This window comes from Nitrospina watsonii, from assembly GCF_946900835.1.
In the GTDB taxonomy this organism is placed as follows: Bacteria; Nitrospinota; Nitrospinia; order Nitrospinales; family Nitrospinaceae; genus Nitrospina; species Nitrospina watsonii.
On record NZ_OX336137.1, the window covers coordinates 1,210,459 to 1,237,089 of the forward strand.

Annotated in this window: 22 protein-coding genes; 15 read left to right on the forward strand and 7 right to left on the reverse strand. The window is 56.3% G+C overall.

Annotated features, from left to right (window positions below; all coding sequences use genetic code 11):
- Positions 1 to 7 precede the first annotated feature (7 nt).
- The 15 genes from QML71_RS05525 to QML71_RS05595 all read left to right on the forward strand — a co-directional run bounded on the left by QML71_RS05525 (position 8) and on the right by QML71_RS05595 (position 17,672).
- Positions 8 to 826 carry an OmpA/MotB family protein gene (locus tag QML71_RS05525; RefSeq protein WP_282010911.1) on the forward strand — a complete coding sequence of 273 codons (819 nt, stop codon included), beginning with the start codon at positions 8 to 10 and terminating at the stop codon, positions 824 to 826.
- Between the two features lie 149 nt (positions 827 to 975).
- Positions 976 to 2,076 (forward strand): bifunctional diaminohydroxyphosphoribosylaminopyrimidine deaminase/5-amino-6-(5-phosphoribosylamino)uracil reductase RibD, encoded by a 1,101-nt coding sequence (gene ribD, locus QML71_RS05530; RefSeq protein WP_282010912.1) that lies wholly within the window; start codon positions 976 to 978, stop codon positions 2,074 to 2,076.
- Positions 2,077 to 2,078: 2 nt separating this feature from the next.
- Positions 2,079 to 2,732 carry a riboflavin synthase gene (locus QML71_RS05535; RefSeq protein WP_282010913.1) on the forward strand — a complete coding sequence of 218 codons (654 nt, stop codon included), beginning with the start codon at positions 2,079 to 2,081 and terminating at the stop codon, positions 2,730 to 2,732.
- A 2-nt stretch (positions 2,733 to 2,734) separates the two neighbouring features.
- Complete coding sequence (locus QML71_RS05540; protein WP_282010914.1) at positions 2,735 to 3,970, forward strand: bifunctional 3,4-dihydroxy-2-butanone-4-phosphate synthase/GTP cyclohydrolase II; 1,236 nt, start codon at positions 2,735 to 2,737, stop codon at positions 3,968 to 3,970.
- 9 nt (positions 3,971 to 3,979) lie between these two features.
- A complete protein-coding gene (gene ribH, locus QML71_RS05545; protein WP_282010915.1) occupies positions 3,980 to 4,444 on the forward strand; it encodes a 6,7-dimethyl-8-ribityllumazine synthase in 465 nt (154 codons plus the stop codon).
- Entirely contained in the window at positions 4,444 to 4,878 is a 435-nt protein-coding gene (gene nusB, locus QML71_RS05550) for a transcription antitermination factor NusB (protein WP_282010916.1), read from the forward strand. Before ribH ends, nusB begins: the two co-directional genes overlap by 1 nt.
- Positions 4,879 to 4,895: 17 nt before the next feature.
- Complete coding sequence (locus QML71_RS05555) at positions 4,896 to 5,624, forward strand: metallophosphoesterase family protein (RefSeq protein WP_282010917.1); 729 nt, start codon at positions 4,896 to 4,898, stop codon at positions 5,622 to 5,624.
- Positions 5,625 to 5,776: 152 nt separating this feature from the next.
- Positions 5,777 to 7,153 carry an N-acetylmuramoyl-L-alanine amidase gene (locus tag QML71_RS05560; protein ID WP_282010918.1) on the forward strand — a complete coding sequence of 459 codons (1,377 nt, stop codon included), beginning with the start codon at positions 5,777 to 5,779 and terminating at the stop codon, positions 7,151 to 7,153.
- A 20-nt stretch (positions 7,154 to 7,173) separates the two neighbouring features.
- Positions 7,174 to 8,517 (forward strand): ribosome biogenesis GTPase Der, encoded by a 1,344-nt coding sequence (gene der / locus QML71_RS05565; RefSeq protein WP_282010919.1) that lies wholly within the window; start codon positions 7,174 to 7,176, stop codon positions 8,515 to 8,517.
- Positions 8,514 to 10,931 carry a cyclic nucleotide-binding domain-containing protein gene (locus tag QML71_RS05570; protein WP_282010920.1) on the forward strand — a complete coding sequence of 806 codons (2,418 nt, stop codon included), beginning with the start codon at positions 8,514 to 8,516 and terminating at the stop codon, positions 10,929 to 10,931. The genes der and QML71_RS05570 overlap by 4 nt, the downstream gene beginning before the upstream one ends.
- Before the next feature lie 123 nt (positions 10,932 to 11,054).
- Complete coding sequence (gene fusA / locus QML71_RS05575) at positions 11,055 to 13,145, forward strand: elongation factor G (RefSeq protein WP_282010921.1); 2,091 nt, start codon at positions 11,055 to 11,057, stop codon at positions 13,143 to 13,145.
- A gap of 29 nt (positions 13,146 to 13,174) precedes the next feature.
- Positions 13,175 to 13,501: an integration host factor subunit alpha gene (locus tag QML71_RS05580; RefSeq protein WP_282010922.1), complete on the forward strand. Its 327-nt coding sequence runs from the start codon at positions 13,175 to 13,177 to the stop codon at positions 13,499 to 13,501.
- The gene (locus QML71_RS05585) at positions 13,482 to 13,838 is read left to right on the forward strand and encodes a MerR family transcriptional regulator (RefSeq protein WP_282010923.1); all 357 of its coding nucleotides are present in this window, start codon (positions 13,482 to 13,484) and stop codon (positions 13,836 to 13,838) included. The genes QML71_RS05580 and QML71_RS05585 overlap by 20 nt, the downstream gene beginning before the upstream one ends.
- Before the next feature lie 10 nt (positions 13,839 to 13,848).
- Entirely contained in the window at positions 13,849 to 15,975 is a 2,127-nt protein-coding gene (locus QML71_RS05590) for a TonB-dependent receptor family protein (protein WP_282010924.1), read from the forward strand.
- A gap of 53 nt (positions 15,976 to 16,028) precedes the next feature.
- A complete protein-coding gene (locus tag QML71_RS05595; protein WP_282010925.1) occupies positions 16,029 to 17,672 on the forward strand; it encodes a hypothetical protein in 1,644 nt (547 codons plus the stop codon).
- Here QML71_RS05595 and QML71_RS05600 read toward each other — a convergent pair.
- The 7 genes from QML71_RS05600 to ybeY form a co-directional block, all read right to left on the reverse strand.
- Positions 17,665 to 18,087 (reverse strand): Lcl domain-containing protein, encoded by a 423-nt coding sequence (locus QML71_RS05600; protein WP_282010926.1) that lies wholly within the window; start codon positions 18,085 to 18,087, stop codon positions 17,665 to 17,667. The two genes, QML71_RS05595 and QML71_RS05600, sit on opposite strands and share 8 nt — an antisense overlap.
- A 24-nt stretch (positions 18,088 to 18,111) precedes the next feature.
- Positions 18,112 to 19,539: an aldehyde dehydrogenase family protein gene (locus QML71_RS05605; protein ID WP_282010927.1), complete on the reverse strand. Its 1,428-nt coding sequence runs from the start codon at positions 19,537 to 19,539 to the stop codon at positions 18,112 to 18,114.
- Between the two features lie 99 nt (positions 19,540 to 19,638).
- Positions 19,639 to 21,951: a sensor histidine kinase gene (locus QML71_RS05610; protein WP_282010928.1), complete on the reverse strand. Its 2,313-nt coding sequence runs from the start codon at positions 21,949 to 21,951 to the stop codon at positions 19,639 to 19,641.
- The gene (locus QML71_RS05615) at positions 21,926 to 22,546 is read right to left on the reverse strand and encodes a DUF4390 domain-containing protein (RefSeq protein WP_282010929.1); all 621 of its coding nucleotides are present in this window, start codon (positions 22,544 to 22,546) and stop codon (positions 21,926 to 21,928) included. Before QML71_RS05615 ends, QML71_RS05610 begins: the two co-directional genes overlap by 26 nt.
- Before the next feature lie 355 nt (positions 22,547 to 22,901).
- Positions 22,902 to 25,520 (reverse strand): DNA mismatch repair protein MutS, encoded by a 2,619-nt coding sequence (mutS, locus tag QML71_RS05620; RefSeq protein WP_345742340.1) that lies wholly within the window; start codon positions 25,518 to 25,520, stop codon positions 22,902 to 22,904.
- A 42-nt stretch (positions 25,521 to 25,562) separates the two neighbouring features.
- Complete coding sequence (locus QML71_RS05625) at positions 25,563 to 26,051, reverse strand: HIT family protein (RefSeq protein WP_282010931.1); 489 nt, start codon at positions 26,049 to 26,051, stop codon at positions 25,563 to 25,565.
- 31 nt (positions 26,052 to 26,082) lie between these two features.
- Positions 26,083 to 26,550 carry an rRNA maturation RNase YbeY gene (gene ybeY, locus QML71_RS05630; RefSeq protein ID WP_282010932.1) on the reverse strand — a complete coding sequence of 156 codons (468 nt, stop codon included), beginning with the start codon at positions 26,548 to 26,550 and terminating at the stop codon, positions 26,083 to 26,085.
- Positions 26,551 to 26,631 lie beyond the last annotated feature (81 nt).

Genomic DNA, 26,631 nt, shown 5'->3' on the forward strand with positions numbered 1-26,631 from the left:
ACCGGTCATGGAATCCAAGTCCTCCAAGCAATCCCTTCCGGAAACCCATCTCGACGACGATGAACCGTTGATGGAAGAGAGTGAGGGGCTTGCCCCGTGGATCATCACCTTCGCCGACATGGTGACCCTGCTCATGGTTTTTTTCATCCTGCTCTACGCCATGGGCACCATCGAAGAGGAAAAATTCAAACAAATCCGCGAATCCCTGCGCACGGCCCTGGGCTCGGAACAGGTGCCCGAGTCGGGAACCCGGGAGGGACTGGACGCCATCCAGAACCTCATTGACGCGCAGGTGGACAACAAAACCATCCATGCCGTGGATGAAGTGGGTGCGATGGTGTCGAAGGAGATCAAGGAGATCACCTCCGAGGTCGAGGAATTTGTTTACAAGAACAAGTTGTCGGGACAAGTGCAGGTTTCCCAGGGCGAGCGCGGGGCCATCATCACCATCTCCGACGTGGTGTTGTTTCCGCCCGGTAAGGCGCGAATGACTTTTAAAGGACGCGAAACCCTCAAAGACGTGTTCGACCTGCTGAACCAATTCAATTACGACGTCAAAATCGAAGGCCACACCGACGACACCCCCATCCACACCGACCGCTTTCCCTCGAACTGGGAGCTGTCTTCCGCCCGTGCCGCAGAAGTGGCGCGCATGCTGATTGCGGAGGGATTCCCGCCGCAGAAACTGTCGGTGGAAGGCTTTGCCGAGTACCGTCCGAAGGTCCCCAACACGAACGCCAAAAACCGGGCAGTCAACCGCCGCATCGAAATCGTGTATCAGCGCGGCAGCATCCGCAAGCGCATGGTCAACCTGTTGAACCGCTGACGGCCCCACCCGGCTCCGCGCCTATCTAGCAAAACCCGTTTTCTGTCAAGTAGTTAGCTTTGACAACCCGGACACACTCTGCTACTGTGGGGCATCCGGTAAAATGAGAGAACCCCTGCGGGGGTGGTTTGTGTAGAAGGCAAGGGGATATGGATCGGGAAACCCAGGAACGGTGGATGCGCCATGCCCTGGCCCTCGCGGGTCGGGCTGCGGGCCGCACCTCACCGAATCCCATGGTCGGTGCAGTGGTCCTGCGCGGCGGCAAGGTGGTGGGAGAAGGCTATCATCGCCGGGCGGGTAAAGCCCACGCGGAGATCGAAGCGCTGCGCAAAGCGGGCGTGAAGGCGCATGGGGCGGATTTGATCGTCACGCTCGAGCCTTGTTGCCATCAGGGCCGTACCGGTCCGTGTACGGAGGCGGTCATCGCCGCCGGCATCCGCCGCGTGGTGGTCGGCATGCAGGACCCGAATCCGTTGGTCAAAGGCAAGGGCATGCGGGTGTTGCGCCGGGCCGGGATCGAGGTGAAGTCCGGCATCCTGCGCAAAGAATGCGAACGCCTCAACGAGGTGTTCCTCAAATACATCCGTACGGGTTTACCGTTCGTCACCATGAAGGCGGCGATTTCCCTCGACGGCAAGATCGCCACCAACAGCGGCGATTCGCAATGGATCACCGGGCCGGAAGCACGCAAGAGGGTGCACCGCCTGCGCAACCGGGTCGATGCCATCGTTGTCGGCGCGGGCACGGTGGTGAAAGACGACCCACAACTGACGACACGGCTCGGCAAACGCAGCGGACGCAACCCGGTGCGCGTGGTGCTGGATACGAGCAACCGGGTGCCTCCCGAAGCACGGGTGTTTCAGAATGCGGACCGGGACCGGGTCATTTACGTCACCACCGGCAACACGCCGGTACCGCATCTGGAGCAGTTGGGCGAAGCGGGGGTGGAGGTGTGGACCCTGCGTCCGCTCGAAGATGGCGTGCCGTTGGAATCCGTCCTGCGCCGCCTGGCCGAGAACGGATTGACGGATGTGCTGATCGAGGGTGGTTCGCACATCAATGCCAGTGCGCTCAAGGAAGGCATCGTGGACAAAGTGATGTTCTTTGTCGCACCGATTCTGATCGGCGGCAACGGCGCCATCAGCGTGATCGGCGGGCCGGGCATCAAACATTTAAAGGATGCGTTGCCACTCCGGCAGGCATCCGTCACCCCCGTCGGCAAGGACTGGATGGTGGAAGGATATTTGTAATCATGTTTACGGGAATCATTGAAGCGGTCGGCAGCGTCGCCCACATCGAGCGCAGCGCGGACAAGGCGCGATTGCGCATCGACACGCCTCCGGAACTTCGCGGCTTCGAACTGGGCGAAAGCATTTGCTGCAACGGCGTGTGCCTGACGGTCGCAGACATTCTGGAGTCCGGTTTCAGCGTGGACCTGTCCACGGAAACGTTGAGCCGCACCAGCTTCAAGCAAACGGTGGAACAAACCCGCATCAATCTGGAAAAATCGCTGACGCCGAACAAGAAGATGAGCGGTCACTTTGTCACCGGGCATGTGGACCGCGTGGGCGTCGTCGATCAGATCGAAGAGAATCCGGGCGAGGTGCGCATCCGCTTCGAGCACCCGCCGGAGCTGGCGTCGTTTCTCATCGAAAAGGGATCGGTGGCGGTCGATGGCATCAGTCTCACCGTGTTCGATTGCCGCGACAACCGGTTTTCGGTGTCGATCATTCCCTTCACCTGGCAGCACACCAACCTGCATCAGCGGAAAATCGGCGATGAGGTGAATATCGAATGTGATATGATTGGCAAATACGTCCTCAAAGCCTGTGAAACGTTCTTTGGCGGTGCCCCAAGAGGGCCCGGTCTGACGCAGGAATTTTTGAAACAACATGGATTTGTCTGAACATGCCGAAAGAAAAACATAAAAAGGAAAAATCTGTTTTCAGTTCCATTGAGGACGCTATCAAAGATGTCCGCGAGGGCAAGATGATCGTGATCGTCGATGACGAAGACCGGGAGAACGAAGGCGATCTGATGATCGCCTCGGAATGCGTCACCCCCGAAGCCATCAATTTCATGGCGCGGTTCGGGCGCGGCCTGGTTTGCCTGGCGATGACGGAAGAGCGGGTGCAGGAGTTGGGATTGCAGATGATGACCGGCGACAACCAGTCGCGCTTTGAGACACCGTTCACGGTGTCCATCGATGCGCGTCACGGCATCAGCACCGGCATCTCCGCGGCGGACCGGGCGCACACCATCAAGGTGGCGATGGACCCGGCGGCGCGGCCTTCTGATCTGGTGATCCCCGGCCATATTTTCCCGCTGCGTGCCCGGGAAGGCGGCGTGCTGGTGCGGGCCGGACAGACCGAAGGCTCCGTGGACATGGCGCGGCTCGCCGGATTGGCGCCTTCCGGTGTCATCTGTGAGATCATGAATGACGACGGCACCATGGCGCGGGTTCCGGAACTCACTAAATTCTGCAAAAAACACGATCTGAAAATGATCACCATCAAGGATTTGATGGGGTACCGCCTCAACAGCGAAACGCTGGTCGAGGAGGTGGCGTCCACGCTCCTGCCGACGGAGTTCGGCGAGTTCCGTGCCGTCGCGTTCCGCAACAAGCTCATCGACCAGGTGCACATCGCGCTGGTCAAGGGCGATATCGAGCCGGATGCGCCGACGCTGGTGCGGGTGCATTCGCAATGCCTGACCGGCGATGTGTTCGGGTCGTTCCGCTGCGACTGCGGCGAGCAGTTGTCGAAGGCGCTGGAGATGATCGACAAGGAAGGCCGTGGCGTGTTGCTGTACCTCTATCAGGAGGGCCGCGGCATCGGCATTCTCAATAAGCTCAAGGCCTATGCCCTGCAGGATGAAGGGCAGGACACCGTTGAGGCCAACGCGTCTTTGGGGTTCAAGCCGGACTTGCGCGATTACGGCATTGGCGCGCAGATCCTGCGGGCGCTGGGTCTCGGCAAGATCCGCATCATGAGCAACAACCCGCGCAAGATCGTCGGCCTCGAAGCCTACGGATTGGAAATGATCGAACGCGTGCCCATCGAGGTGCAGCCGAACAAGCAGAACCTGCATTATCTCAAGACCAAGCAGATGAAGATGGGCCACCTGATCAAAAACGTTTTTTAAGGATAGAGCATGCCGCATGTGTTGGAAGGAGACCTCAACGGCGCCGGCCACAAGTATGGAATTGTGGTGAGCCGCTTCAATGATTTCATTACCGGACGCCTGGTGGATGGGGCGGTGGATTGCCTGGTGCGCCACGGTGTGCAGGACGGGGACATCGATGTCGTCCGTGTGCCCGGTGCGTTCGAGATCCCCATGGGCGCGCGCAAGCTGGTGGCCCGCAACAAGTACGATGCGGTGCTGTGCCTGGGTGCGGTGATCCGCGGTGGCACGCCGCACTTTGAATTCGTAGCCGGGGAGGCCAGCAAGGGCGTCGGCGCGCTGGCGCTGGAAGCGGCCATTCCGGTGCTGTTTGGGGTGCTGACGACCAACACCATCGAGCAGGCGGTGGAACGGGCCGGAGTGAAAAGCGGCAACAAAGGTTGGGAAACCGCCATGGCCGCCATCGAGATGGTCAACCTCTACCGGCAAATGTAATGGGAAAACGCCGCTATTCGCGCGAACTGGTGATCAAGTTTCTGTACCTGGTGGATATGAATGAAGGCTCCGTTTCAGAACAGCTGGATCAGTTCTGGGAACGCAATGACTGCCAGCCCGATATCAAGGTGTATGTCGAGGACCTGCTGAATACCATCTTCAAAAATAAAGAAGCGATCGACACCCTGCTCGAAAAATACAGCGATAACTGGACGTTGTCGCGCATGGCCGTGATCGACCGCAACCTGCTGCGTCTCGCCACCTGCGAGATCATGTACGCTGCCGCCACGGTGCCGCCGAAGGTCGCCATCGACGAAGCGGTGGAAATTGCGAAAAAATACGGCAGCGAGGACTCCCCCAATTTTATCAATGGTATACTGGATCGAGTCCTCAAAGAGAGAAAAGCAGTTGCGGAATCCACCAGCGAAAGCTGAGGGCGAAGAGGCGTTTTATGAAATTTTTGATACTGTCGGACCTGCACAGCAATCAGGAGTCGTTGAAGGAATTCATCCGGCTCAGCGAGACCCTCCCCCACGATAAAATCATCTGTCTGGGCGATCTGGTGGGCTACAACGCCAATCCCAACGAGATCGTGGAGTGGGTGCGGGAGCACGCCGATCTGGCGCTGGCAGGCAACCACGATTACGCGGTGGTGGAAAAGACGGACACCCGCTACTTCAACCCCTATGCGCTGAAGGCGTGCGAGTGGACCCGCGAGGCGCTGACCATGGACAATTTCAAGTTCCTGCAATCGTTGCCGGCCATCGAGAAGAAATACCGCATCACCTGGGCGCATTCCTCGCCTTTTGAGCCGGAAGAATGGCATTACATCACCAACCCCTACGATGGGGCGGACAACTTCCCCGCATTCGACACGCAGCTGTGTTTCGTCGGCCACACGCACCGGCCGCTGATCCTGAAGCAGGAGCCCGATGGCAACGTCGAGGCCGGGCTTTCCGACGTCTATGAGTTGGAGCCGGACAGCCGCTATATCATCAATGTGGGCAGCCTGGGTCAACCCCGGGATGGCAATCCGCAAGCGTCCTTTGTGTCCTACGACACCGACACCCAGACCGTGGAGTTCCACCGGTTTGACTACGATATGGAGTCCACGCAGGAGAAAATCCACGACGAAGGCCTGCCCACGTTCCTCGCCGATCGCCTTTCCGCAGGTGTCTGAAAAACCGCCGGTTATCGCCTTGACCCGGTCCGGTAAGGGTGGTATAGTCAAAACGCCAATGAATTTAAAGGGTTAAATCGACTCTGCGATCCGTTGGGCTTTCCGGCATGAAGTGCCAACTTTAGAAACTCTCCAAGCGGGAACAACAGACCATGTTGAGGCGAACCTTTGTGATGGGGGGGCTTGCGAAAAGTCTCCGAGTTGCGGCGGTGGCGTGCCTGCTGAGTTTGTTTTGTTCCGGGGTCGCCGGCGCCAAAACCAGCGCCGCGCATCCGGCCAAAAGCCTGTACAGCAACGCCAAAAAAGCCTACTACCAGCTTCTGGAAGATTCCTCCCAGGTGCCCCGGCGTGAAGACTGGCTGCAGGTCATCCACCTGTTTGAAAAGGTGCTGATCACCTACCCGCAGACCGACGCCGCGTACAAAGCGATTTTCACCGTCGGCCGGTTGTACCAGAAACTGGGTGTCAAGCTGGGGTCGTTGAAAGAACTGCAGGAAGCCGGCCGTTATTTTTCGCTGTTGCTCAAGGAGTACCCCGACGGCCACCTGAGCGATGACAGCTTGTTCCAGTTGGCAGGCCTCGACATGCAGCAGAAGGATTACCCGGCGGCGCGGGAACGCTTGCAGAGCCTTTTGAAGCAATACCCGAATGGCGACAAGGCCGAGGCCTCGCGCGGGGAACTGAAAAAACTGGTGCGGCTGGTCACGCAGGCGCCCACGCCCGAACCGGTGCCGACGCCCGCCGTGGAGGCAACGAATAAAGATCATCTCACCCCGCAGAAGCCGGAGAGTTTCCAGAGCGCGCCCAAGCCGGTCGCGCCCAAGTCCGTGGAAAAAAGCAAGCACGTGCCGCTGGTGGTGGTGGACGCCGGGCATGGCGGCAAGGATCACGGCGCCCTCGGTCATGGCGGCCTGCGCGAGAAGGAGGTCAACCTCATCATCTCCAGGCAGGTGGCGCGGATCCTCACCAAGCGCTACAAACTGCGTGTGATCCTGACCCGCGACGACGATCGCTTCATCGAGCTTGCGGACCGCGGCAAGATCGCCAATCAAAAGGACGCCGATCTGTTTGTCTCCATCCACGCCAACGCCGCCACCCATTCTTCGGCGCAGGGCATTGAGACGTATTATCTGGGCAGCGGTTCCACCGAGCAGGCCCGGGAGACCGCCTCCCGCGAAAACGGCACCCTGATTTACTCGGTGGCCGACGACGAAGTGCAGCAAATTCTGGCAAGCCTCATCAGCACCACGAAGATCAACGATTCCTCGCGGCTGGCTTCCAAGGTGCAAAAAACTCTTTACGGGAACATGGCCAAACATTACCGGGAGGTTCATGATCTGGGGGTGAAGGAGGGACCGTTTTTTGTCCTTCACGATACCAATATGCCGAGCATTCTGGTGGAAGTGGGGTTTGTGACCAACCACCGGGAGGAGAAACGCCTGAGCTCGGACACCTACCAGAAGGCCCTGGCGGAATCGATCGCCAAGGGCATTTATGAGTTCCTGAAAGAAAAAGCGCCTTCCATTTGATTTGATATGAGAGGCGTGCCATGCTCCCCCATCTAGCCATCATCGGCCGCGCCAACGTCGGCAAATCCACTCTGTTCAATCGCATCACCCGCACCCGCTCCGCCATCGTTCACAATACCCCCGGGGTCACCCGCGACCGCATGTACGGTGAGGTCGAATGGAACGAGCGCTCGTTCATGGTGATCGATACCGGCGGCATCGACCTGGCCGGGAACGACAACATCGAGTTGCAGGTCAATGAGCAGGGTGAGTTGGCGATTCGGGAAGCCGACGTCATTGTCTTTGTCGTGGATGGGCAACAGGGCGTATTGCCGCAGGATCAGGAGGTTGTCAATCTGGTGCGGCGCTCGGGAAAGCCGTTGATTTTGGCTGTCAACAAAATCGACGCCCCCAGCCATGAAGATAGAATCACCGATTTTTATGGGCTGGGCATTGCTTGCACTCTTCCGATTTCGGCGGAGCATCACGTAGGTATTTCCGAACTTTTAGATAGAGTCACCGAAAAATTTGGGGAATTGCAGGCGGAGCCTGATATCGTTTCTCCCAATTCCGGAGCCATCCGGGTGGCCATCGTGGGCAAGCCGAACGCGGGAAAATCCTCAATAATCAATAAGCTGTTGAAGTCCGACCGGTGCATCGTTTCGGCCACGCCCGGCACCACCCGCGATACCGTGGACTTACCCATTGAATTTGAAGGGGATCCCTTTGTACTGATGGATACAGCAGGTATCCGACGCAAGGGGAAGACCACAAAACTAATTGAAAAATTTAGTGTTATAATGGCTCTGAAGGCGCTTGAGCGGTGCGATGTGGTGGTGCTGCTCATCGACGGAGCGGAAGGGGTGTCCGAGCAGGATGCGACCATCGCGGGCTATGCTTTCGACCGGGGGCGGGCCTGTATCCTGGCCGTTAACAAGTGGGATCTGGTTCAAGAAAGGGAGCTTCCGGAAGAGGAGATCGAGGAAAAAGTTAGAATGAAATTGAAATTTGCCGATTTTGCTCCTATGATAAAAGTGTCGGCAAAAACAGGTTTCGGACTTCCTAACTTCTTTGGCGAGGTTCAGTCTGTGTATGAGCAGTATTCCCGTAAAATTCCTACGGGCAAGCTCAACGATTGTTTCCAGCAGGCAATCCGGAAGAACCCCATGAGTTCGTACCGGGGCAAGTTTTTAAAACTTTATTATGCGACCCAGGTGCGCAGTTGTCCGCCGACGTTTGAGTGTTTCATGAATTACCCGCAAGGCGTTCACTTTTCGTACCAGCGTTATTTGACAAACAGTTTGCGCAAAGCATTTGGCTTTTCGGGAACGCCGGTACGTTTGATCCTTTCGCCCAGTCACGGGGATGAGAAGGCAGCGCGATGAGTTTCAAGCTTCAAAAGGGTTTCAATTTCCGTATTCTCGAAACGGACGATTTCGGCCGCATTTGTTTTGGCTGCCCGCCCGGCGTGGTCAAAGACTTTTCGCAGCGGGACGAAAGCCTGCCCTCGAAGTACGTGTTGCCTCTCCGCACCTTTGTCAACGGCACCAACCGTTTCGACTTTGAGTTCATTCTCTATACCTACCTGTTCATCAAGCCCGGAAAACAGAAGGTCTCCATTTTCTGCACGGAAGATCAGAAGAACCGCTTCAAGGCCATTTTTGAAGAGACCCTGTTCGGCCCCAGTTTCTTCAACCTGCTCAAGGCGGAATTTTACAAGTTCAGCCGGGTGCATCATTTCTCTGCCGCGGAGAAAGAATATTTCCTGAGCTTCCTCGAAAAACTTTCCAAAAACAAGAAACTGTGGAACAGCTTTGAAGGCATGCTGGCCAAACACGTTCTGCATAAAGACATGTTTGTCCGGCTCGGGGAACAGATCGGCAACCTGCTGGAAAACGAGCGCTGGCTGGTTTCCAAAAAGGTCAAAAATATCGAACGCATTTTCGCCCAGCATTATGTGCGCTGTGGCCAATTGAAGATCGAGATGGAGTTGTTTGCACTGGCCCACGAGGAAGATCGCGATGAATTTTTGGAAAACGTTGCGGATTTTCATGTCTTTGACAACTCGGGTGTGGTCGAGGTCAAAGGCGATATCGATCAGCGCAAAAAACTCAAGATTCACCAGGTACGGCCCTCTGAATTCGAGGTGTACCAGAACAACATTCTTCGCTGCAGCTTCGATATCGTGAATCTGGACCGGCATTCGGTGCCGACGCGCATTGAGAAGATTGATAAACCTTACATGGGGGTGACGTTCCTCGGCGTCGGTTCTGGATTCACCCACAAGCGCCACAACAGCTGCATCATCGCCTGGTCGGAAGGCAAGGGCATCATGGTGGACGCCTTCAGCGATAACGACCGCGCCATCGTGCAGAATGGCATTTCGAATGAGGACATCTCTTACATGTTCCTCACCCACATTCATTCCGATCACGACGCCGGGTTCATCGAAAAAATTCTTTCCGGACAGCGGCTCAAGATTTTGAGCAGCCGCATCATTTTTGAAAGTTTCCTCAGGAAGATTCAGGCCGTCACGCTGTTTCCGGTCGAAGTGCTGGAAAACCTGGTGGACTTCATCGAGCTGGAACCGGGCAAGAAGGTCAAACTGCCGGGATTCAAGCGGACGTTCATCGAATTCGATTATGCGTTCCATTCCATCCCCACCGGCCGGTTTAAATTGAGCTACAAGGATGAACGGGGGAAGGCCTGGATGATCGGCCATTCGGGAGATACCAAGTACGACCGGGATCTGGTGAATTCCTGGTACGAGCAGGGGCGCCTGTCTCCGGATCGACGCGAAAACATTCTTGGATTTCTCTGGGATGCGGATCTGATCATGCACGATGTCGGCGGCGGGCCGATCCATACGGATTTCGAGTCGCTGCTGCATCTGGACCCGGATCTGGCGAAAAAGATGATCCTCGTGCACCATGACAAGGAACCGCCGGAGCACCCTTACATGCGTTCCGCTACGGAAGGCCATACTGAAATCCTGATCAAGGGAAGTGCAGCCCGGTTCAAGGCGAAGGCGGAAGACCTCAAGCAGGTTGGGCTGTTCCGCAACACGCCGCCGAAAGATGTGGAGGACATCCTTGCCCATTCACAGGTGCTGGAATACCAGGCCAATGACGTCGTGTTTTCGAAGGGGGATGTCGGCGATTCCTTTTACATCATCCTTGATGGGTTCGCGGAGATCATCCTCAGCAAGCGGCAGTCGATCATTTATGAAAAAGGCATGTTCTTCGGCGAGCTTGCCATCGCCACCGAAAACCCGCGCCGCCGGGCAACGGTGAAAGCCATGTCGCGCCTGACGCTTGTTAAAATTCCGAAGGAGTTTTACTCCCGGGTCAAGCTTCCCAAAATCACCGACGATTTTTACAAGCTGGGCAATTTCTTCAACAGTTCCATCCGTCCCGGATTGGTGGCCTCTCTGGGAGAGGGCGATCTCGTTCACTGGAGCAAAAACGAGAAGATTTTTTCCAAAGGCAACAAGAAGGGCGATGTGTTCGTCATCGTCTCCGGGCAGGTCCGCATCCCATCGGTCCACAATGGCGACTCGGACCCGGTGTTCCTGTCGAGTGGCGATATCCTAGGCGAAATCACCTCGCAGGAGCAGGCCATTCAAAATCTCCTCCACTGCACGGATATGCCTCAAACTTCCAATGCCTTGGCGGCCAGCGAACGGGTGTCCGCCGTGCGTCTCAAATCGCAGCAGTTGAGCCGGATTTTCAAATCCTACCCCTCCTTTTTCGGCACCGTTTATCAGCGCATGAAAAAGCTGCAAACTGTGCTATGCTAAGGCCCTTGAAAGCTTAAGGGACAGTCTCTAAAATAGCCGCAAACTCACGTTCAATGCAGGATTCGGCTCCCCGTGTGCCAACGGGTGATCCGGGTTCGCGCAGATGTTGACAAGGGGGGAGCTATGAAGCCGTACAGTCCTGAACAAATCCGGAATGTCGGGTTTATCGGTCATGGGGGGGCGGGAAAAACTTCGATCGTTGAAAGCATTCTGTACCTGACCGGCGTCTCCGACCGGCTGGGCAAAGTGGGCGACACCTCTTCCGTCATGGACTTCGATCCCGACGAGGCCAAGCGCGGCCATTCCATCAGCGCCTCTCTCTCCTTCTGCGAATTTCAGAAACATAAAATCAATATTCTCGACACCCCCGGCTCCAATAATTTTGTGACCGACACACCGGGTTGCATCCGCGTGGTGGATGGTGTGGTGGCGGTGATCTCCGCCGAGGCGGGCATCCAGTATTACACCGAAAAAACCTGGCAGTGGGCGGACCAGCAGGGCCTGCAGAAAATCATCTTCATCAGTAAAATGGACAGCGAAAAGGCCAACCTCAAGGCCACTCTCGACGCCGCCAAGAAAAAACTCAAGATCAACCCCATGCTGGTGCAGGTCCCGGTTGGCAGCGGCGAGGGGTTTTCAGGCGTGGTGGACCTGATCGAGAATAAATATTACCAGTATGAGAAGGGCGGCAAGGGGATGGGCTCCGCGCAGGAGATTCCTGCGGAGTTGGTGGATGAGGTCGAGACCAGCCGCGCCGAACTGGTGGAGGTGGTGGCGGAAGCGGACGACGAACTGATCGAGCATTATCTGGAACGAGGGGAATTGACGGAGGAGGAGTTCCACACGGGTCTGCAAATGGGCATTCAAAACGGACAACTGGTGCCGGTGCTTTTGGGGTCGGGCACGCAGAATATCGGTGCCGACCGGTTGTTGGCGGCCATTCTCGAATACCTGCCGTCTCCGGACAAACATCCCGCCCGGAAAGCCCGTTCCCTCAAAGACGATAAAGAGGTCGAGATCAAGGCGGACCCCGCCGGGCCGCTGGCGGCGCTGGTGTTCAAAACCGTGGTCGATCCGTATGCAGGCAAGCTGACGTTGTTCCGCGTGTTTTCCGGAACCTTGAAAGGCGACAGCAGCGTTCACAACAGCCGCGAGGACCACGCGGAACGCTTGAGTCAGTTGTTGACGTTGCAGGGCAAAAAACAGGTGCCCGTGACGGAGGTCCCGGCGGGAGACATTGGCGTCGTGGCGAAATTGAAAATGACCACGACCGGTGATACGTTGACCGCAGCCGATTCCGGAGTGAGGTTCGATCCCATCCCGTTTCCCAAACCCGTGCTGGCGCGGGCGATGATCCCGAAAACCCGCGCCGACGAGGAAAAAATCAGCAACGCGCTGGCGCGGCTGGTCGAGGAGGACCCGTCGCTCAGTGTGGAACGCGACGCGCAGACGCATCAATTGCTGGTGTCGGGGCTGGGACAGGAACACCTCGACGTCATCATCGAACGGCTGAAGCGCCGCTTCAGCGTGGACGTGGACACCAAGCCGCCCAAGGTGCCGTACCGCGAAACCATTCGCGGCAAGACCAAGGTGCAGGGCAAGCACAAAAAGCAGAGTGGCGGTCGCGGGCAATATGGCGACTGCTGGCTGGAGATCATGCCGCTGTCCCGGGGACGCGGATTTGAATTTGAAAACAAGATCGTGGGCGGTGCCATTCCAAAAACTTACATCCCCGCCGTGGAAAAAGGCATCGTGGAAGCGATGGAACATGGTACGGTGGCGAATTACCCGATGGTCGATGTCAAGGTCATGCTCTACGACGGCTCGTATCATGATGTCGATTCCTCGGAGATGGCTTTCAAGATTGCCGGGTCCATCGGCTTCAAGAAGGGTGTCAAGGATTGCAAACCGATTCTGCTGGAGCCGATCATGACGATGGAGGTCAACGTGCCCAGCGAATGCGTGGGTGACGTGATGGGCGACCTCAATTCCAAACGCGGAAAAATCATGGGGGTCGATGCCAGCGACGAGGATCAGACCATCCGGGCCCACGTGCCGATGGCTTCCATCCTCAACTACGCTCCGGAACTCCGGGCACTGACCGCAGGGCGCGGCGTGTTCGTCATGGAGTTCGATCATTATGACGACGTCCCGGAGCACCTCACGCAGAAAATTGTAGAAGAGACCCGTGCGGAAGCGGAAGCCTCCCACTGATTTTCCTTTTTTATTTTTGAGAGGCTCACTTGCCGAACACGCCGGAAGTAGGAACTGTGGTCAAGGCCGACCTCGTGGACAGGGTTTACGACAAGGTCGGGTTCACCCGCAAGGAAGCCGCCGAAGCGGTTGAGGTGGTTTTCGAGGAGATCAAAAACGCCCTAGTCCGCGGGGAAGACGTACGCATCGTCGGCTTTGCCAGTTTCAACCTGCGCGACAAAAAGGCCCGCAAGGCCCGCAATCCCAGCACTGGAGAGCCCATCGTCATCCAACCCCGGCGCGTGCTGTCCTTCAAACCGAGCAAACAATTGTTGCAGTCCACCAACCGTGAACTCGATGAACATAAAACTCCCTGACAAACTGTTTTTCAAAATCGGCGAGGTGGCGGACATCGCGGATGTCGAGCAGCATGTGCTGCGTTACTGGGAAGATGAGTTCGAGGACCTGAAACCGGACAAGAACCGGTCCGGCCAGCGCCTGTATCAGAAAAAAGACATCGAGCGCATTCTCGAAATCAAACAACTGCTGTACCACGATAAGTACACCATCGCCGGAGCCAAGCAGCGTCTGAAGCAACGCCGCAAGGGCGCATCGCAACTGGATTTCGGTTTCGACCGCGGCGCCTTCATCGACCTGAAAAACCGGATTCAGGAAGAGCTGGAATCCATTCTGGAAATCCTCGATAAAAAATAGGGGCCGCCGCGTGCACTCCACCAACCGGACGCCCTCTTGCAGACCGCTGCGCGCGGAACTCCCCATTCTTCTTCATCCTTTGGCGATCCTTCTCACGGCGGTGGTCGTGATGGCGGTGCCTGCTCTGGGCAGGGGCGGGGAGCCGGAAGCGTCCGAACCGGTGATGCTGGAGCCGATCGAGGTCACCGCCACCCGCACGAAGAAATCACCCACGGACATTCCCAACAGCTTGCGTGTCATCGAACGGGGCGCCTGGCAGGAACACCAGCCGGGAGCGACGGTGGAGGAATTTGCGGTCGGCGCGCCGGGTGTGTTTTTTCAGAACCGGTTCAACTTCGCGCAGGATCTGCGTATCGCCATTCGCGGTTTCGGCGCGCGGTCGCCTTTCGGTGTGCGTGGTATCCAGGTGCATGTCGATGGCATCCCGCAAACGCTTCCCGACGGCCAGACCCAGCTCGATTCGATCGACCCTTCTCTCATTCAGCGCATGGAAATTCTGCGCGGCCCGTCGGCGTCCCTGTTCGGCAATGCATCAGGCGGCATGATCTCCATGACCACCCGCAACCCCACGTCGGACCGATTGGAACTCGCTCCCCGGCAGGTGTTCGGTGCGTTCGGCTATTTCAAATCCGAACTCTGGGCGGGCAAGCGGGAACCGGATTTCGACTACGGCTGGTTCGCGTCGCGCTTGCAACAGACCGGCTGGCGCGATAACAGCCGCATGGAGAACCTGTTCACGCAACTCAAACTGAATTTTTGGAGCGGTGCCGATTCCGACTGGATGGTGCTGTTCCGCAAATTCCATTCGCCACTGACGGAAGACCCCGGCGGCCTGACTCGTTCTCAGGCGCAAAACAATCCCCGGCAGGCCGCACCGCGCAACCTTCTGTTCCACGCCGGGGAGGAGGTGGATCAGGAACAGTTGGCTGTGCGCTATCGCAACACCTCCGGAGGCGGCCAGGAGTGGACCGTCACCGCGCACCTGCTGCACCGGGATTTTGAAAACCGTCTGCCGTTCACGTCCGGCGGGCAGGTGCAGTTCGACCGCTGGGTCGGAGGCGTGTCCATACAATGGAGCCGGGACCACACCCTGTTGGAGCGACGCAACCGGTTTCTGGCAGGGATCGACTACGGCATCCAAAACGACGACCGCCGCCGCTTCGACAACAATTTCGGATCGCAGGGCGCGTTGACTCTGGATCAGGAAGAACGGGTGCAGAGCATCGGGCCGTTTTTCCGCAATGAATGGACGGTGATGGAGCGCATGGATGTGGTCGTCGGCGGGCGCTGGGACTGGTTGCACTACCGCGTGGACGATGCGTTTCAGAGCGACGGCGACCAGTCCGGCTCGCAAACGCTGTCGCAGGGCAGCGGCACCGTCGGGCTGGTGTACCACCTTGCGGAGGAGCATCAGCTTTATGCCAACGTCGCTTCGGTGTTCGAAACGCCGACCACCACCGAATTGATCAACAACCCGGCCGGATCGGGCGGGTTCAATCCCAATCTGCAATCGCAAACCTCGCTCAGTCAGGAGTTGGGCGTGCGTGGCACCCCTGCGGGATTTCAATATGAAGCGGTGCTGTTTTACATCCGCTCGTGGGATGAGATCACGCCGTTCGAACTGCCGGCATTTCCCGGTCGCACGTTTTTCAGAAACGCCGGCACGTCGCAACGGCTGGGCGTGGAAACCCGTGTGGCCACGCCGGAGTGGCACGGCCTGATGGGCGAGATCGCCTACACGTATTCCGATTTCGAGTTTGAAGAGTTCGTCGCCAACAATGTCAGTTTCGAGGGCAATGCGTTTCCCGGTGTGCCCGCGCACCGGTGGGAGGGGCGGGTGCGCTACGCACATCCTTCGGGAGCTTTTGGGCAGGTGCGGGTGCAGCGGGTGGGGCGGTTTTTCGTGGACAACGCCAACACCACCACCAACGCCGCCTACAGCCTGGGGCAATTGCTGCTGGGATGGAAAGGAGACTGGCAGGGAGTCGAGGCCTCGGTGTTCGCCGGAATCAACAACCTGTTCGACGACCGCTACAACGCCAACGCACGCATCAATGCCGCTTTCGGTCGTTACTTTGAGCCGGGACCTCCAGTCAATGTTTTCGGCGGCTTGCGCCTGCGGATTTTGCCGTTTTGAAAGGGGCTTTAAATGGCTTGTATTGACAAACCCGCCTCAGGTACACTGGGGCCATGAAAACTCCTTTCAACATGCTGAGGGGAATTTTTCTCTTCTCCTTCCTGCTGCTGGCCGGATTGATGATTTCGCCTGTTTGGGCGAGTCATACCGGCAGCGACGATCACGACAGCCAACCCAAAAAACGTCCCTTTTTCGAATACAAGGGAGATTACCGGGGTGAGATCAACAGCCTGAAAGAAAAATTTCAGGAGGCGTACGGGTACCAATTGATGGATCTCGACCGGGGCTGGATCCCGGATGAGATCAAAAAACTGCACGACGCGTTCGCCATGCTGCCTGAGAGTTTTTACCGCCTCCCCGGTCTCAAGGGATTTTACCGTTCCAACAGTTTGAATCAGGAAAACCAGCCTTTGGTGGCGGGAGAAATATTTGCGGCCACGTTTCCGAAAGTGACGATGGTTTACCGCCAGGATGCGAAGATGCATCTGGTTCAGATTCAGGATGAAACACCGCGCATCGAATTTTACAACGACTTGTTTTATCTGGATCCCGAGGACTTCCAGAACATCGTCCAGCATGAGATGGGTCACATTTTCGATGTGTTCAACGACTTCCCCAGTTTGCAGGCGGAGTGGTTGACGCTGGCCGGTTTCAGCATTCTCAATCTACCGGCGCTGGATGGAGAGCGGGACAGCGATTTTCTTTACACCCTGATCAACGATCCCGATATCACCCGTTTTTCCCCGGTTTCCAATCTGCAGCAGCCTATCCATTCCCGCGAAAATCCGATGGAGGATTTCGCCAATGCCGTGGCCGGGTACATTCATTATCCTTACTTCCGCTACACCAATCCCGAGCGGTACCGGTTCATGAAGGAACGGGTTTTTAAGGGGAAAGAATATTTTGAGGAAGCGCGACCGGGCACCTATGCGGAAATCATCCACGCTGATTTTCAAAAAGCGATCGACGCGGAAGACTGGGGAAGCGCTCTCGAAATTTTAAAAGAAGCGGCGCGTACGATTGATATGGATGCGGATGAAAAAATGTTCCAGGCGTTGAAGCAGGCTGCGGAAAAACCGCGACCCCGTGAGGACGATCACAAGCTGGCTGCTGCCAGTTGCTATCTGTTGCATCCGGGTGCGTTGCTGCTGCGCCAGGAGTTGTGGTCCAAGGGGCGCATCGATCCGGAAACGATCCTCAAGATGCCGCGCTGCGGGGGCATGCAGAAGCGGGTTTATCAGGAGCGTCTGACCAAGGTGCCGGTGATGAGCCTCTATTTTTTTCAGGAAAAGGGGGAGTCCTGGATTCAGTTTCTCGACCCGACGTTGTTTGTGGCCCAGTCACGCGGCTTCAAGACGTCTTACAAATGGCGCTTGTCTCTGGCGCGGGGGGATTCGTTCCGGCTGGCGGCCAGTGGCCAGACCGACTACATGACCGACGTCGATGGCTCCATCCGCATCAGCCTGGAAAAGACAACGTTGCGGGGAGCCGACTGGAAATTCCCGCCGGAACGCATGGCCCGGCTGGAAGTCTGGGCCGAACGCAAGCACCCGCTTTTTCCCAAGGTCTTTGCTTCCGAACGCAACACCGTGCCGGTGGTGGCGAAGCCCTGGTTCGATTACCTCGGACCCAAGCCGCCCAAAATCCACATCGTGTATCCGCCTGTACTGGGCCGGGACGTGGATTCGGTCAGGTGAGGGTGCGGCACAAGCGCACCGCCATGTTGAGGTTGGCGTACTGGGACGGCCAAACCTTCACCCCATCCTCGAACTGAACCACCAGCGCCGCCGATTCCTTGACGTCCTCCGTCCATGTCACACCGGCCGAACCCGGCTCGAAAATGGGATCAAGATAAATGTCATCGCCGTATTTGTCCTTGTTGGCCTTGTCCAACTCGAGCAGGCTGAAGGCCTCGTCTTCGAGAGGGAACCGCCAGTCGTCGAACCCGCCAAACCGTTCCAGGTTCACGATCTGCAGATACTCGTGGCCACGGAACCAGTTCTGCCATTTTTTGGTGTCCTGAAACGAATCCGTCTTCTTCCACATCAGTTGCAATTGATGATCGGTGATGGTTCCGTTTTCGTTATCGACAAAACGCGGTTGTTCGGTCATGATGCGCTGCTTTCAGTTTCCGGGTTAGCGATACTGGTTCATGACCAGAAGTTTGATTTCCGTCATCTCTTCGATGGTGTACCTCAGGCCTTCGCGGCCAAAACCGGAGTCCTTGACGCCGCCGTAAGGCATGTTGTCCACGCGGAATGTGGGAACATCGTTGAGCACCACGCCACCGACCTCCAACTGGTGGAAGGCTTGCATGGACTTGTCCAGCTGGTTGGTGAAGAGGCCCGCCTGCAATCCGAAATCGGAATCGTTGAGGGTGTCAAGCGCTCCCTGAAAATCGGAATACGGCTCGACCACCAACAGCGGGCCAAAGGCCTCCTCACACACGATTTTCTGTTTGCGTCCCACATTGGTGAGGATGGTGGGTTCGAAGAACGAGCCGTCACGTTTGCCGCCGATGACGAGTCTCGCCCCGCCGTCCAGGGCTTCCTGCACCCAGGATTCGATGCGTTCGGAGTTGCCGGTATCGATCATGGGACCGAAGGTGGTGGACTCGTCCAGCGGGTCGCCTTTTTTGAGCTTGGCGGTTTCCGCCGTCAGTTTGCTCACAAATTGATCGAACACCGATTCGTGAATGTACGTGCGCTGCACGGAAATGCACACCTGCCCGGAGAATGAAAAGGCGCCGAAGCAGACGCGCTGGGCCGCGAAGTCCAGATCGGCATCGGGTTCGACGATGACGCCGGCGTTGCCACCCAGTTCCAGGATGACCCGTTTTTTCCCGGCGCGCTTCTTGATGTCCCATCCGATTGGAGGACTGCCGGTGAAAGATACCAACTGAAGACGCGGGTCCTCGACCAGCGCCGTGGCGTCGCGGCTCTTGCAGGGCAGTACGCTGAAAATGCCTTCGGGCGCGTCACTTTCCATGATGACTTCACCCAGCAAGAGGGCGGTGAGCGGGGTGGAGGACGCCGGTTTGAGCACGATGGGATTGCCCACCGCCAGGGCCGGGGCCACCTTGTGCGACACCAGGTTCAAAGGGAAGTTGAACGGCGAGATGCCGGAGATGGCGCCTATCGGGAACCGCCGGGTGAGGCCGGTTTTGTTTTTGGCCGGTTCGGTGATATCGAGGTTGAGCGTTTCACCCTGAATCCGGCTGGCTTCTTCCGCTGCCACCTGGAATGTGGAGATGGACCGTTCCACTTCGGCGCGGGAATAGATCAACGGCTTGCCGGATTCCCGGGCCAGAGTTTGCGAAAACTCTTCCTTGCGTTTTTCGATGCCATCGGCGACCTGCTGGCAGATATTCCGCCTCATGTAAGAGGGCAGGTTGCGCGTGGTCTTGAATGTTTCCACCGCCAACGCGATGGCCTGATCGATTTCTTTCTCCGAAGCCAGAGACACTTCGGCAAAAGGTTCCTGCGTATAGGGATTGATGACGGGAATGGCCTCAGCGGATCCCGTCCATTTTTTTCCGATTAGAAAATCATGCTTTTTGGTCATGGTCTTTCATCCAAGTAGGAGGTCCTGTTTGTATAGACACATTTTATACAAAAATGTTTCTTTATGGAAGGAACCATGCAGAAAAGTCGAGCGTCGAACTCAGGCCGATGGAGAAATTCGGGGTAGCGCCGGGGATTCGGCCGTGGTGAGGGTGGGCTGGGCCGTCGTATCCGGCAGGTCTATGATGAAAACCGTGCCTTTGGGGGTGTTGTCGGCAACGCGAATACTGCCGCTGTGTTCGTTGATAATGCGGGTGACGATGGCCAGCCCGAGGCCGGTGCCGCGCTTCTTGGTCGTAAAGTGCGGCAGAAACAGCTTGTCCTGGTCCGAGGGATTGATGCCTTTGCCATCGTCTGAAAACTGAATTTGAATGATGCCGGCGCGTTTGTCCCGTCGAGTGGTGATGTGCAGGGTGCCGCCGGGATCGATGGCATCCAGTGCATTGTCGAACAGGTTGATGAACACCCGGCGAATTTGGTCGGGGTCCAGATTCAGCAGGTTGATATCCTTATCGAACTCCCGGACCACACGTGGTTTTTTTTCATGGGTTTTGTACAGCTTATGGATATCTTCGATGATCTGGTGGAGTGACGCCAGACGCGGCCGTGGCATGGGCATGCGGGAAAAGCGTAAAAACTCGTTCAGTAGCTCTTTCATTCCCTCGACTTCCTGCGTGATGATACGGATGCTCTCGTCGAACACCTTGGCGAAAGATTTTTTGTCTTCATAATATTTTTTGCGGAGCCGCTGGGCGTTGAGCTGAATCGGGGTGAGGGGATTTTTAATCTCGTGAGCGATGCCCTGAGCCACTTCCTGCCAGGCCGAAATTTTCTGTGCCTTGATCAACTGGGTGACATCTTCGAACACAAGCAACATACCCAGGTATTTCCCGGCATCATCACGCATGAACTTGATATTCACCAGGAAGGTGCGCAGGCTGTCACCGACCATCAATTCCAGTTTTCTTTCCGAGGATTCCTGCTGGGTGAAATCCATTTGCTTGATGATGTTGCGGATCGCTTCCTGGAAAACAGTGTCGAAGGCTTCCTTGTACGGTTGGCCGAAGGCTTTGCGGTCTCCCATTTTCAATAACCGCTTGGCACCTTTATTGATGGTGGTGATGATGCCTTTCTTATCGATGGAGACAACCCCGGCACCGATGTTTTCCAGAATGGTTTCGGTGTAATAGCGGCGGCGTTCCAGTTCGATATTGGTTTCGCTCAGGTTTTTGTGAACGCGCTCAATTTTAATCCGGCTTTGTTTCAACTCATCGGTCATGCTGTTGAACGAGTTCACCAGCATGCCGATCTCGTCTGTCGTGGCCACGTCCACTTTGAAATTGAGGTCCCCTTCGGCGATGCGCCGGGTGCCCAGCGCCAGTTCCTGGATCGGCACGGTGATGCCGCGGGCCATGTAGAAACCCAGCCAAATGGCGGAGAACAGGATCAGCAGGGTCATCAGAATGAAGGTGGTGAAGTAGTTGGCGCTTACCGGCAGCTTTAGAAAACTTTGCTTTTTATACTCTTCAAATGCGTTGCGGATGCTCTCGATTTTGAACAGGGTGCTTTGAGGGATTTTGGACAACGTGAGGATATATCCCCAGATGGCCTGGCGGCCCTCCAGACTTTGAACGAGGGGAGTGATCACCACCATGTAATTGCCTTTGGTGAAGGAACGGGGCTCCATGATGACTTCGTTGGCCATGCTTTCCCGAATCAATTCGGAATAATCCTTGTTGGTGTAGGTCTCGGGCATGGACCGGCTGGCATAAGAAACGACCACCCTGCCGTCATGATCGTAGATGATGACGCCACCCAGCTGGTACTCCTCGACTTTCATTTCCGCAAGCCGCCGCAACTGATCACGCCGGTCTTCCAGGTAGAGCTGGTTGCTGGTGATGAACTGCTCCATCTTTTTTGCGTAAAAAAGATTTGTTTTCTCGATATGGGAATAATATTCCCGGGCAACTTCCATGGATTGCTGCAGGGACTGCTCCACCTGCACGCTGAACCAGGTGCCGATGCTGTAGCTGAACAGTTTGCTGGCGACGAAGAACAGCAGCATGGAGGGAACCAGCGCCAGAGTCAGGAATGCCAGGATCAAACGGGTTTGAAATTTGGCCCCGATGATCATGCTTTTGCGTTCATTGTAAAGCTTGATCAGGTTGCGCGCGATCATGGCAACCAGTAAGACAAGCAGAATGATAATGATGTTGAAAAGCAGGAGAACGGGAATGTTGTCGGAGATGGTGGCGTTCTGCTGGCGGAGGTAAGAAAACTCGAAATACGAAAGGAGTCCGAGTGCGAGGACGATCAAAAACAGATTACGACGGGCCCGGACCTTTTTTCTGCGAAGTTGTTCTTCGGTGAGGTGGGACTCGTAGGGATTATTGGCTAAAGGCTCGAACGGCATTCTTCAATCCCCCGGTGTGGGGTCCCGAAGGACTCCGGTGCGGTTGAGTCGTCTCTGCGGGGAATCCTTTATTGGGTTCCACCTGGATCAGGCTGGATTCGGTCCATGACGTTTCAAAGTCATGGATCGGCACAAAGAACAACAGCCAGTTGAAGGGGAACCAAAGACCGTCGTCATTGACCATCTCCGCTTTAACGCGGACATAATACCTCTCATCGGGATCGAGCAGGTACACCGAAGACAAAGGGATATCCTTCAAGGTCATCATCAGTTCGCGGCACAATTCGGATTTTTTGGTTGCCACTTTGCGTTCGAGGTTGTCTCCCTGTGAAGAAAACTCGTAGCTTTTTTTGAGAGTGTCGTACTGGACCGTGTGCGTGATCTGACTTTGGCTGATGACTTCGTCGGGGTAAAAGTTCACATTGCGCAGCAGTTCGATCTTGTAATGAAATGTCAAGGGAACGCCGCTGTGCAACGCCTCCATCATTTTATCCGTGAATGCATTTTCAAGGGTGCCTCCTACGCGAACCTGTTCGTGATCGGCGTGCAACGTCACTTGGGTCAGAACCGGTTTGGCCCAGGCGAAAGGGGTCATCAAGCCGAAACAGAGTACGACCAGAGGGATTCTTCGCATGCATCTTGAAAAAAAATGTGCCAACAATTTGCGTCCTCTTCAAATATCGCTTTTTAGGATGACTTTGAATGAAGTCGGGAACTTCATAAAGCGACAGGCAAGATGATAACGATTTTTTTGCCCCACCAAACACTTTAATCTTAAAGCATTTTAAATTATATGTAAATAATTACAATCATTGATTTTATTGTTTCAGGAGCCGCTGCAAGAGGATTTTCGGGGTAGCTTCGGATTGTGTGCGAGCTGGAGCCCGGATGAACCACCTTGAATTTGAATGTTTTGGAGTTGGGCTTTGAAGGAAGCGGGGGAACCAGGATCAACCATTTTTCAGTAGATCACGGAGCTCGTACAGCTTTTCCAGAGCCTGCCGCGGGGTGAGGTCGTCGATTTCCAGTTGCCGGAGTTTCTGCAGGAGGGGCGGCGGGGTCTCACCGAACAATCCCAGTTGCTGCGGGCCGGCAGCGGGGGCGTGCGGTTGCGCCAGCTTGGGGGTGCCGACTTCATCGTATTCGCTGTTCTCCAGGTTGAACAGCACTTCGTTGGCCCGGCGCAACACCGGGTCCGGCAATCCGGCCAAACGGGCGACGTGGATGCCATAGCTTTTGTCAGCGCCTCCCGGAATGATCTTGCGCAGGAAAATGATTTCGTCGTTCCATTCCTTGATTTGCACGTTGTAATTTTTAACACTGGGAAACAGCGTTTCGAGTTCGGTCAATTCGTGGTAATGCGTGGCGAATAAAGTTTTCGCACCGATGCGTTCCGGTCCCTGTAGAAATTCAACGATGGCCCAGGCGATGCTGATGCCGTCGAAGGTGCTGGTGCCGCGCCCGATCTCATCGAGAATGATGAGGCTTTGCCGCGTGGCGTTGTTCAAAATGTTCGCGGTCTCGATCATCTCCACCATGAAAGTGGATTGTCCTTTCTGCAAATGGTCCTGCGCGCCGACGCGCGAAAAGATGCGATCCACCAAGCCAATCGTTGCCTCTTCCGCCGGGATAAAACAACCGACCTGGGCCATGAGCACACTCAACGCCACCTGGCGCAGGTAGGTGGACTTGCCCGCCATGTTGGGTCCGGTGATGATCGCCACCTGGTTGCCGTCGCAATCGAGCAGGGTGTCGTTGGGGATGAACGGCTGATTGGGATCGATGCGTTCCACCAGTGGATGGCGACCGTTTTGCAGGCGCAGCGTGTCGGCGTCGTTCATCTCCGGCCGGCAGTAATTATGTTGATGCGCGATCTGCGCGAAGCCGATGAGCGTGTCCAGCTCACCGATGCGCTCCGCCATGACCTGAATGCGCATGCCTTCGGCAGCAATGTCCTGCCGGATTTGCTGAAACAGTTTCAATTCGATGGCCTGCACTTTTTCTTCGGCGCCGGTGATCTCGGTTTCGTACTGCTTGAGCTCGGGCGAGATGAAGCGTTCGGTATTGACCAACGATTGCTTGCGGATGAAATCGTCTGGAATGCGGTCGAGGTTTTTCTTGGTGACCTCAATGTAGTACCCATAAATTTTGTTGTAACCGACCTTGAGTTGCGGGATGCCGGTGCGTTCTTTTTCTCGTGCTTCCAGGTTGGCGATCGCCTGGTTGCTGTCCTTCATGATGGCTTTCAGCCGGTCCAGCTCCTCGTCGCATCCGGGTTTGATGAGGTTGCCGTCCTTGATGTTGAGGGGCGGGTCGTCTTCGATGCGTTCGTCGATGAGTTGATGAATCGACTCCAGGTTGTCCCAGCTTTCGCGGATGCGTTGCATGGCTGGAAGAGGACAACGGGCGATCATTTCCTGGATCGAGGGCAATACCTGAAGCGAGGATTTGAGGGCGATCAGGTCGCGTGGCCCGCATGTGGCCATGGAAATCTTTCCGAGTAATCGTTCCAGATCGAAAATGTGTTTCAACTGTTCGCGGATGTCATTGCGTTCGAGCAGGTGTTCCTTGTAATGTCCCACCAGGTCGAGGCGTTGCTGGATCGGTTCCAGACGGATGAGCGGTTTTAGAATCCATTCCCGTACCCGGCGCGCCCCCAGTGGCGTGCAGGTGGCGTCGAGCAATCCAAGCAGGGAATGCTTGCGCTGGCCGTCGCTGGACTGCACGAGTTCGAGACTGTTGACCGTGGACCGGTCCAGCAACATGCAATCCTGCGTGCTGAAGGTGGACAGCGTCGTGATGTGTTGCAGTGCGGACTTTTGCGTGTCTTTCAGGTATTGAATGAGAGCTCCGGCGGCGCACACGGCGGCATGCCGGTCTTCGCAGCCGAAACCTTCCAGCGTTTTGGTTTTGAACTGTTCGGTCAGAATGCGATGCGCCTGGGTGTGGTGAAAGGTCCAGTCTTCCAGCGATTGCATGAAGTAGCCGGTGTCTTCGAGGCTGGCCGGTTGCGCTCCGTTGCCGTTCATGGCGCTTTCGGGAATCAGGACTTCCTTGGGATCGAGTTTGCTCAACTCATCGCGGAGCAGGTCCGGTGCCTGGGACGGCAGTTCCGTCACTTTGAACAGGCCGGTGGACATGTCGAGTGCGGCCAGTCCCGTGTGATCTTTGCTGAAATACAACGACACCAGAAAGTGATGGCTCTTGGGATCGAGCAGGGTGTCGTCGAGCACGGTGCCGGGGGTGATGACGCGCACGACCTCGCGCCGGACCAGCCCCTTGGCCTGTTTCGGGTCCTCCACCTGTTCACAAATGGCGATGGTCTTGCCGCCTTTCACCAGGCGGTTGATGTACAGGGTGGACGAGTGATGCGGAATGCCGCACATGGGAATGGCATTGGGTTTGTTCTTGTTGCGGGAGGTGAGGGCGATGTCGAGAATTTTCGACGCTTCCTTCGCGTCTTCGTTGAACATCTCGTAGAAATCGCCCATCCGGAAAAACAAAATGGCGTCCGGGTATTCTTTTTTGATGCCCTGGTACTGCTGCATCATGGGGGTGTCGTCGTCCACGACATTCTGCTTGTTCGCGGTTTTGGCCATGACCGGATGTGGTTAAATTTTGAGTTCCTGAAAAATCGGATACAGGCGTTGAAACGTGGCTTCGATGTGTTCCGGGTGGACTTTGGTTTCCGCGAGTACGGGCATGAAATTGGTGTCGCCGGTCCAGCGTGGAACAATGTGGGAATGGATGTGTTCGTCGAAACCCGCGCCGCCGCTCTTACCGATATTGTAGCCCATGTTGAAGCCGTGCGGGTGGTACGACTGACGCAGAATCTCCATCGATTTCTGGGTCAACAGGCCGATCTCCGCGATTTCCTCGGCGTTCAACTCCGTGAAGCAGGCGAGGTGGCGATAGGGAGACACCATCAGGTGCCCATTGGAATACGGGAAAATATTGATGATGACGAAACTCAGTTTTCCACGGTACAAAATCTTGCGGCCCATGTCGTCGCCCGCCTGCGGCGACGTGCAGAATATACACTCCTTGGTTTTATCCGATTTGATGTAGTTCATGCGCCAGGGGGCCCAGAGGTTTTCCATATGCTCACTCTCCCGTGTGGAAGCCGGGAAATCAGAAGTTGCTGGTCCCGGAGGGTTGCCGGCCGGGAAAGATGTGGCCGAATGCTTCCTGCGTTTTTTGTTTCATGTAGCGGGCGTCCTGTTTCGACGTTTCGTGGTCGTAGCCCATCAGGTGCAGTATGCCGTGAATGAGGAGGAGGATCAACTCCTCTTGCAGGGACAGGTGATGGTCGGTGGCCTGCCGGAACGCGGTTTCGACGGAAATGACCACATCTCCGAGCAGCACTTGTCCCTTTTCATTGACGGCATCTTCATCCTGTGGAAACGATAGCACATCGGTTGCCTGATCCTTGTCCCGGTACTGATGATTGAGGTTGCGGATGGCGGGGTCGTCGGTCAACAGAATACTGAGCTCGTCGTCGCCGATCTCCAGGTATTTCAGGATGCGGCTCGCCTCTTTCTTGAGCCAGCGCACATCGACTTTGTGCGCGGACTGGTTGTTGGTCACAAGAATGGGCATGGCGTGTTGAGCCTGAGTGTGTCCTGTGAATGCGCCGTGTGGGTGATCGGGAGATCGTCGCGCACAACCGCCGGCTCGGAT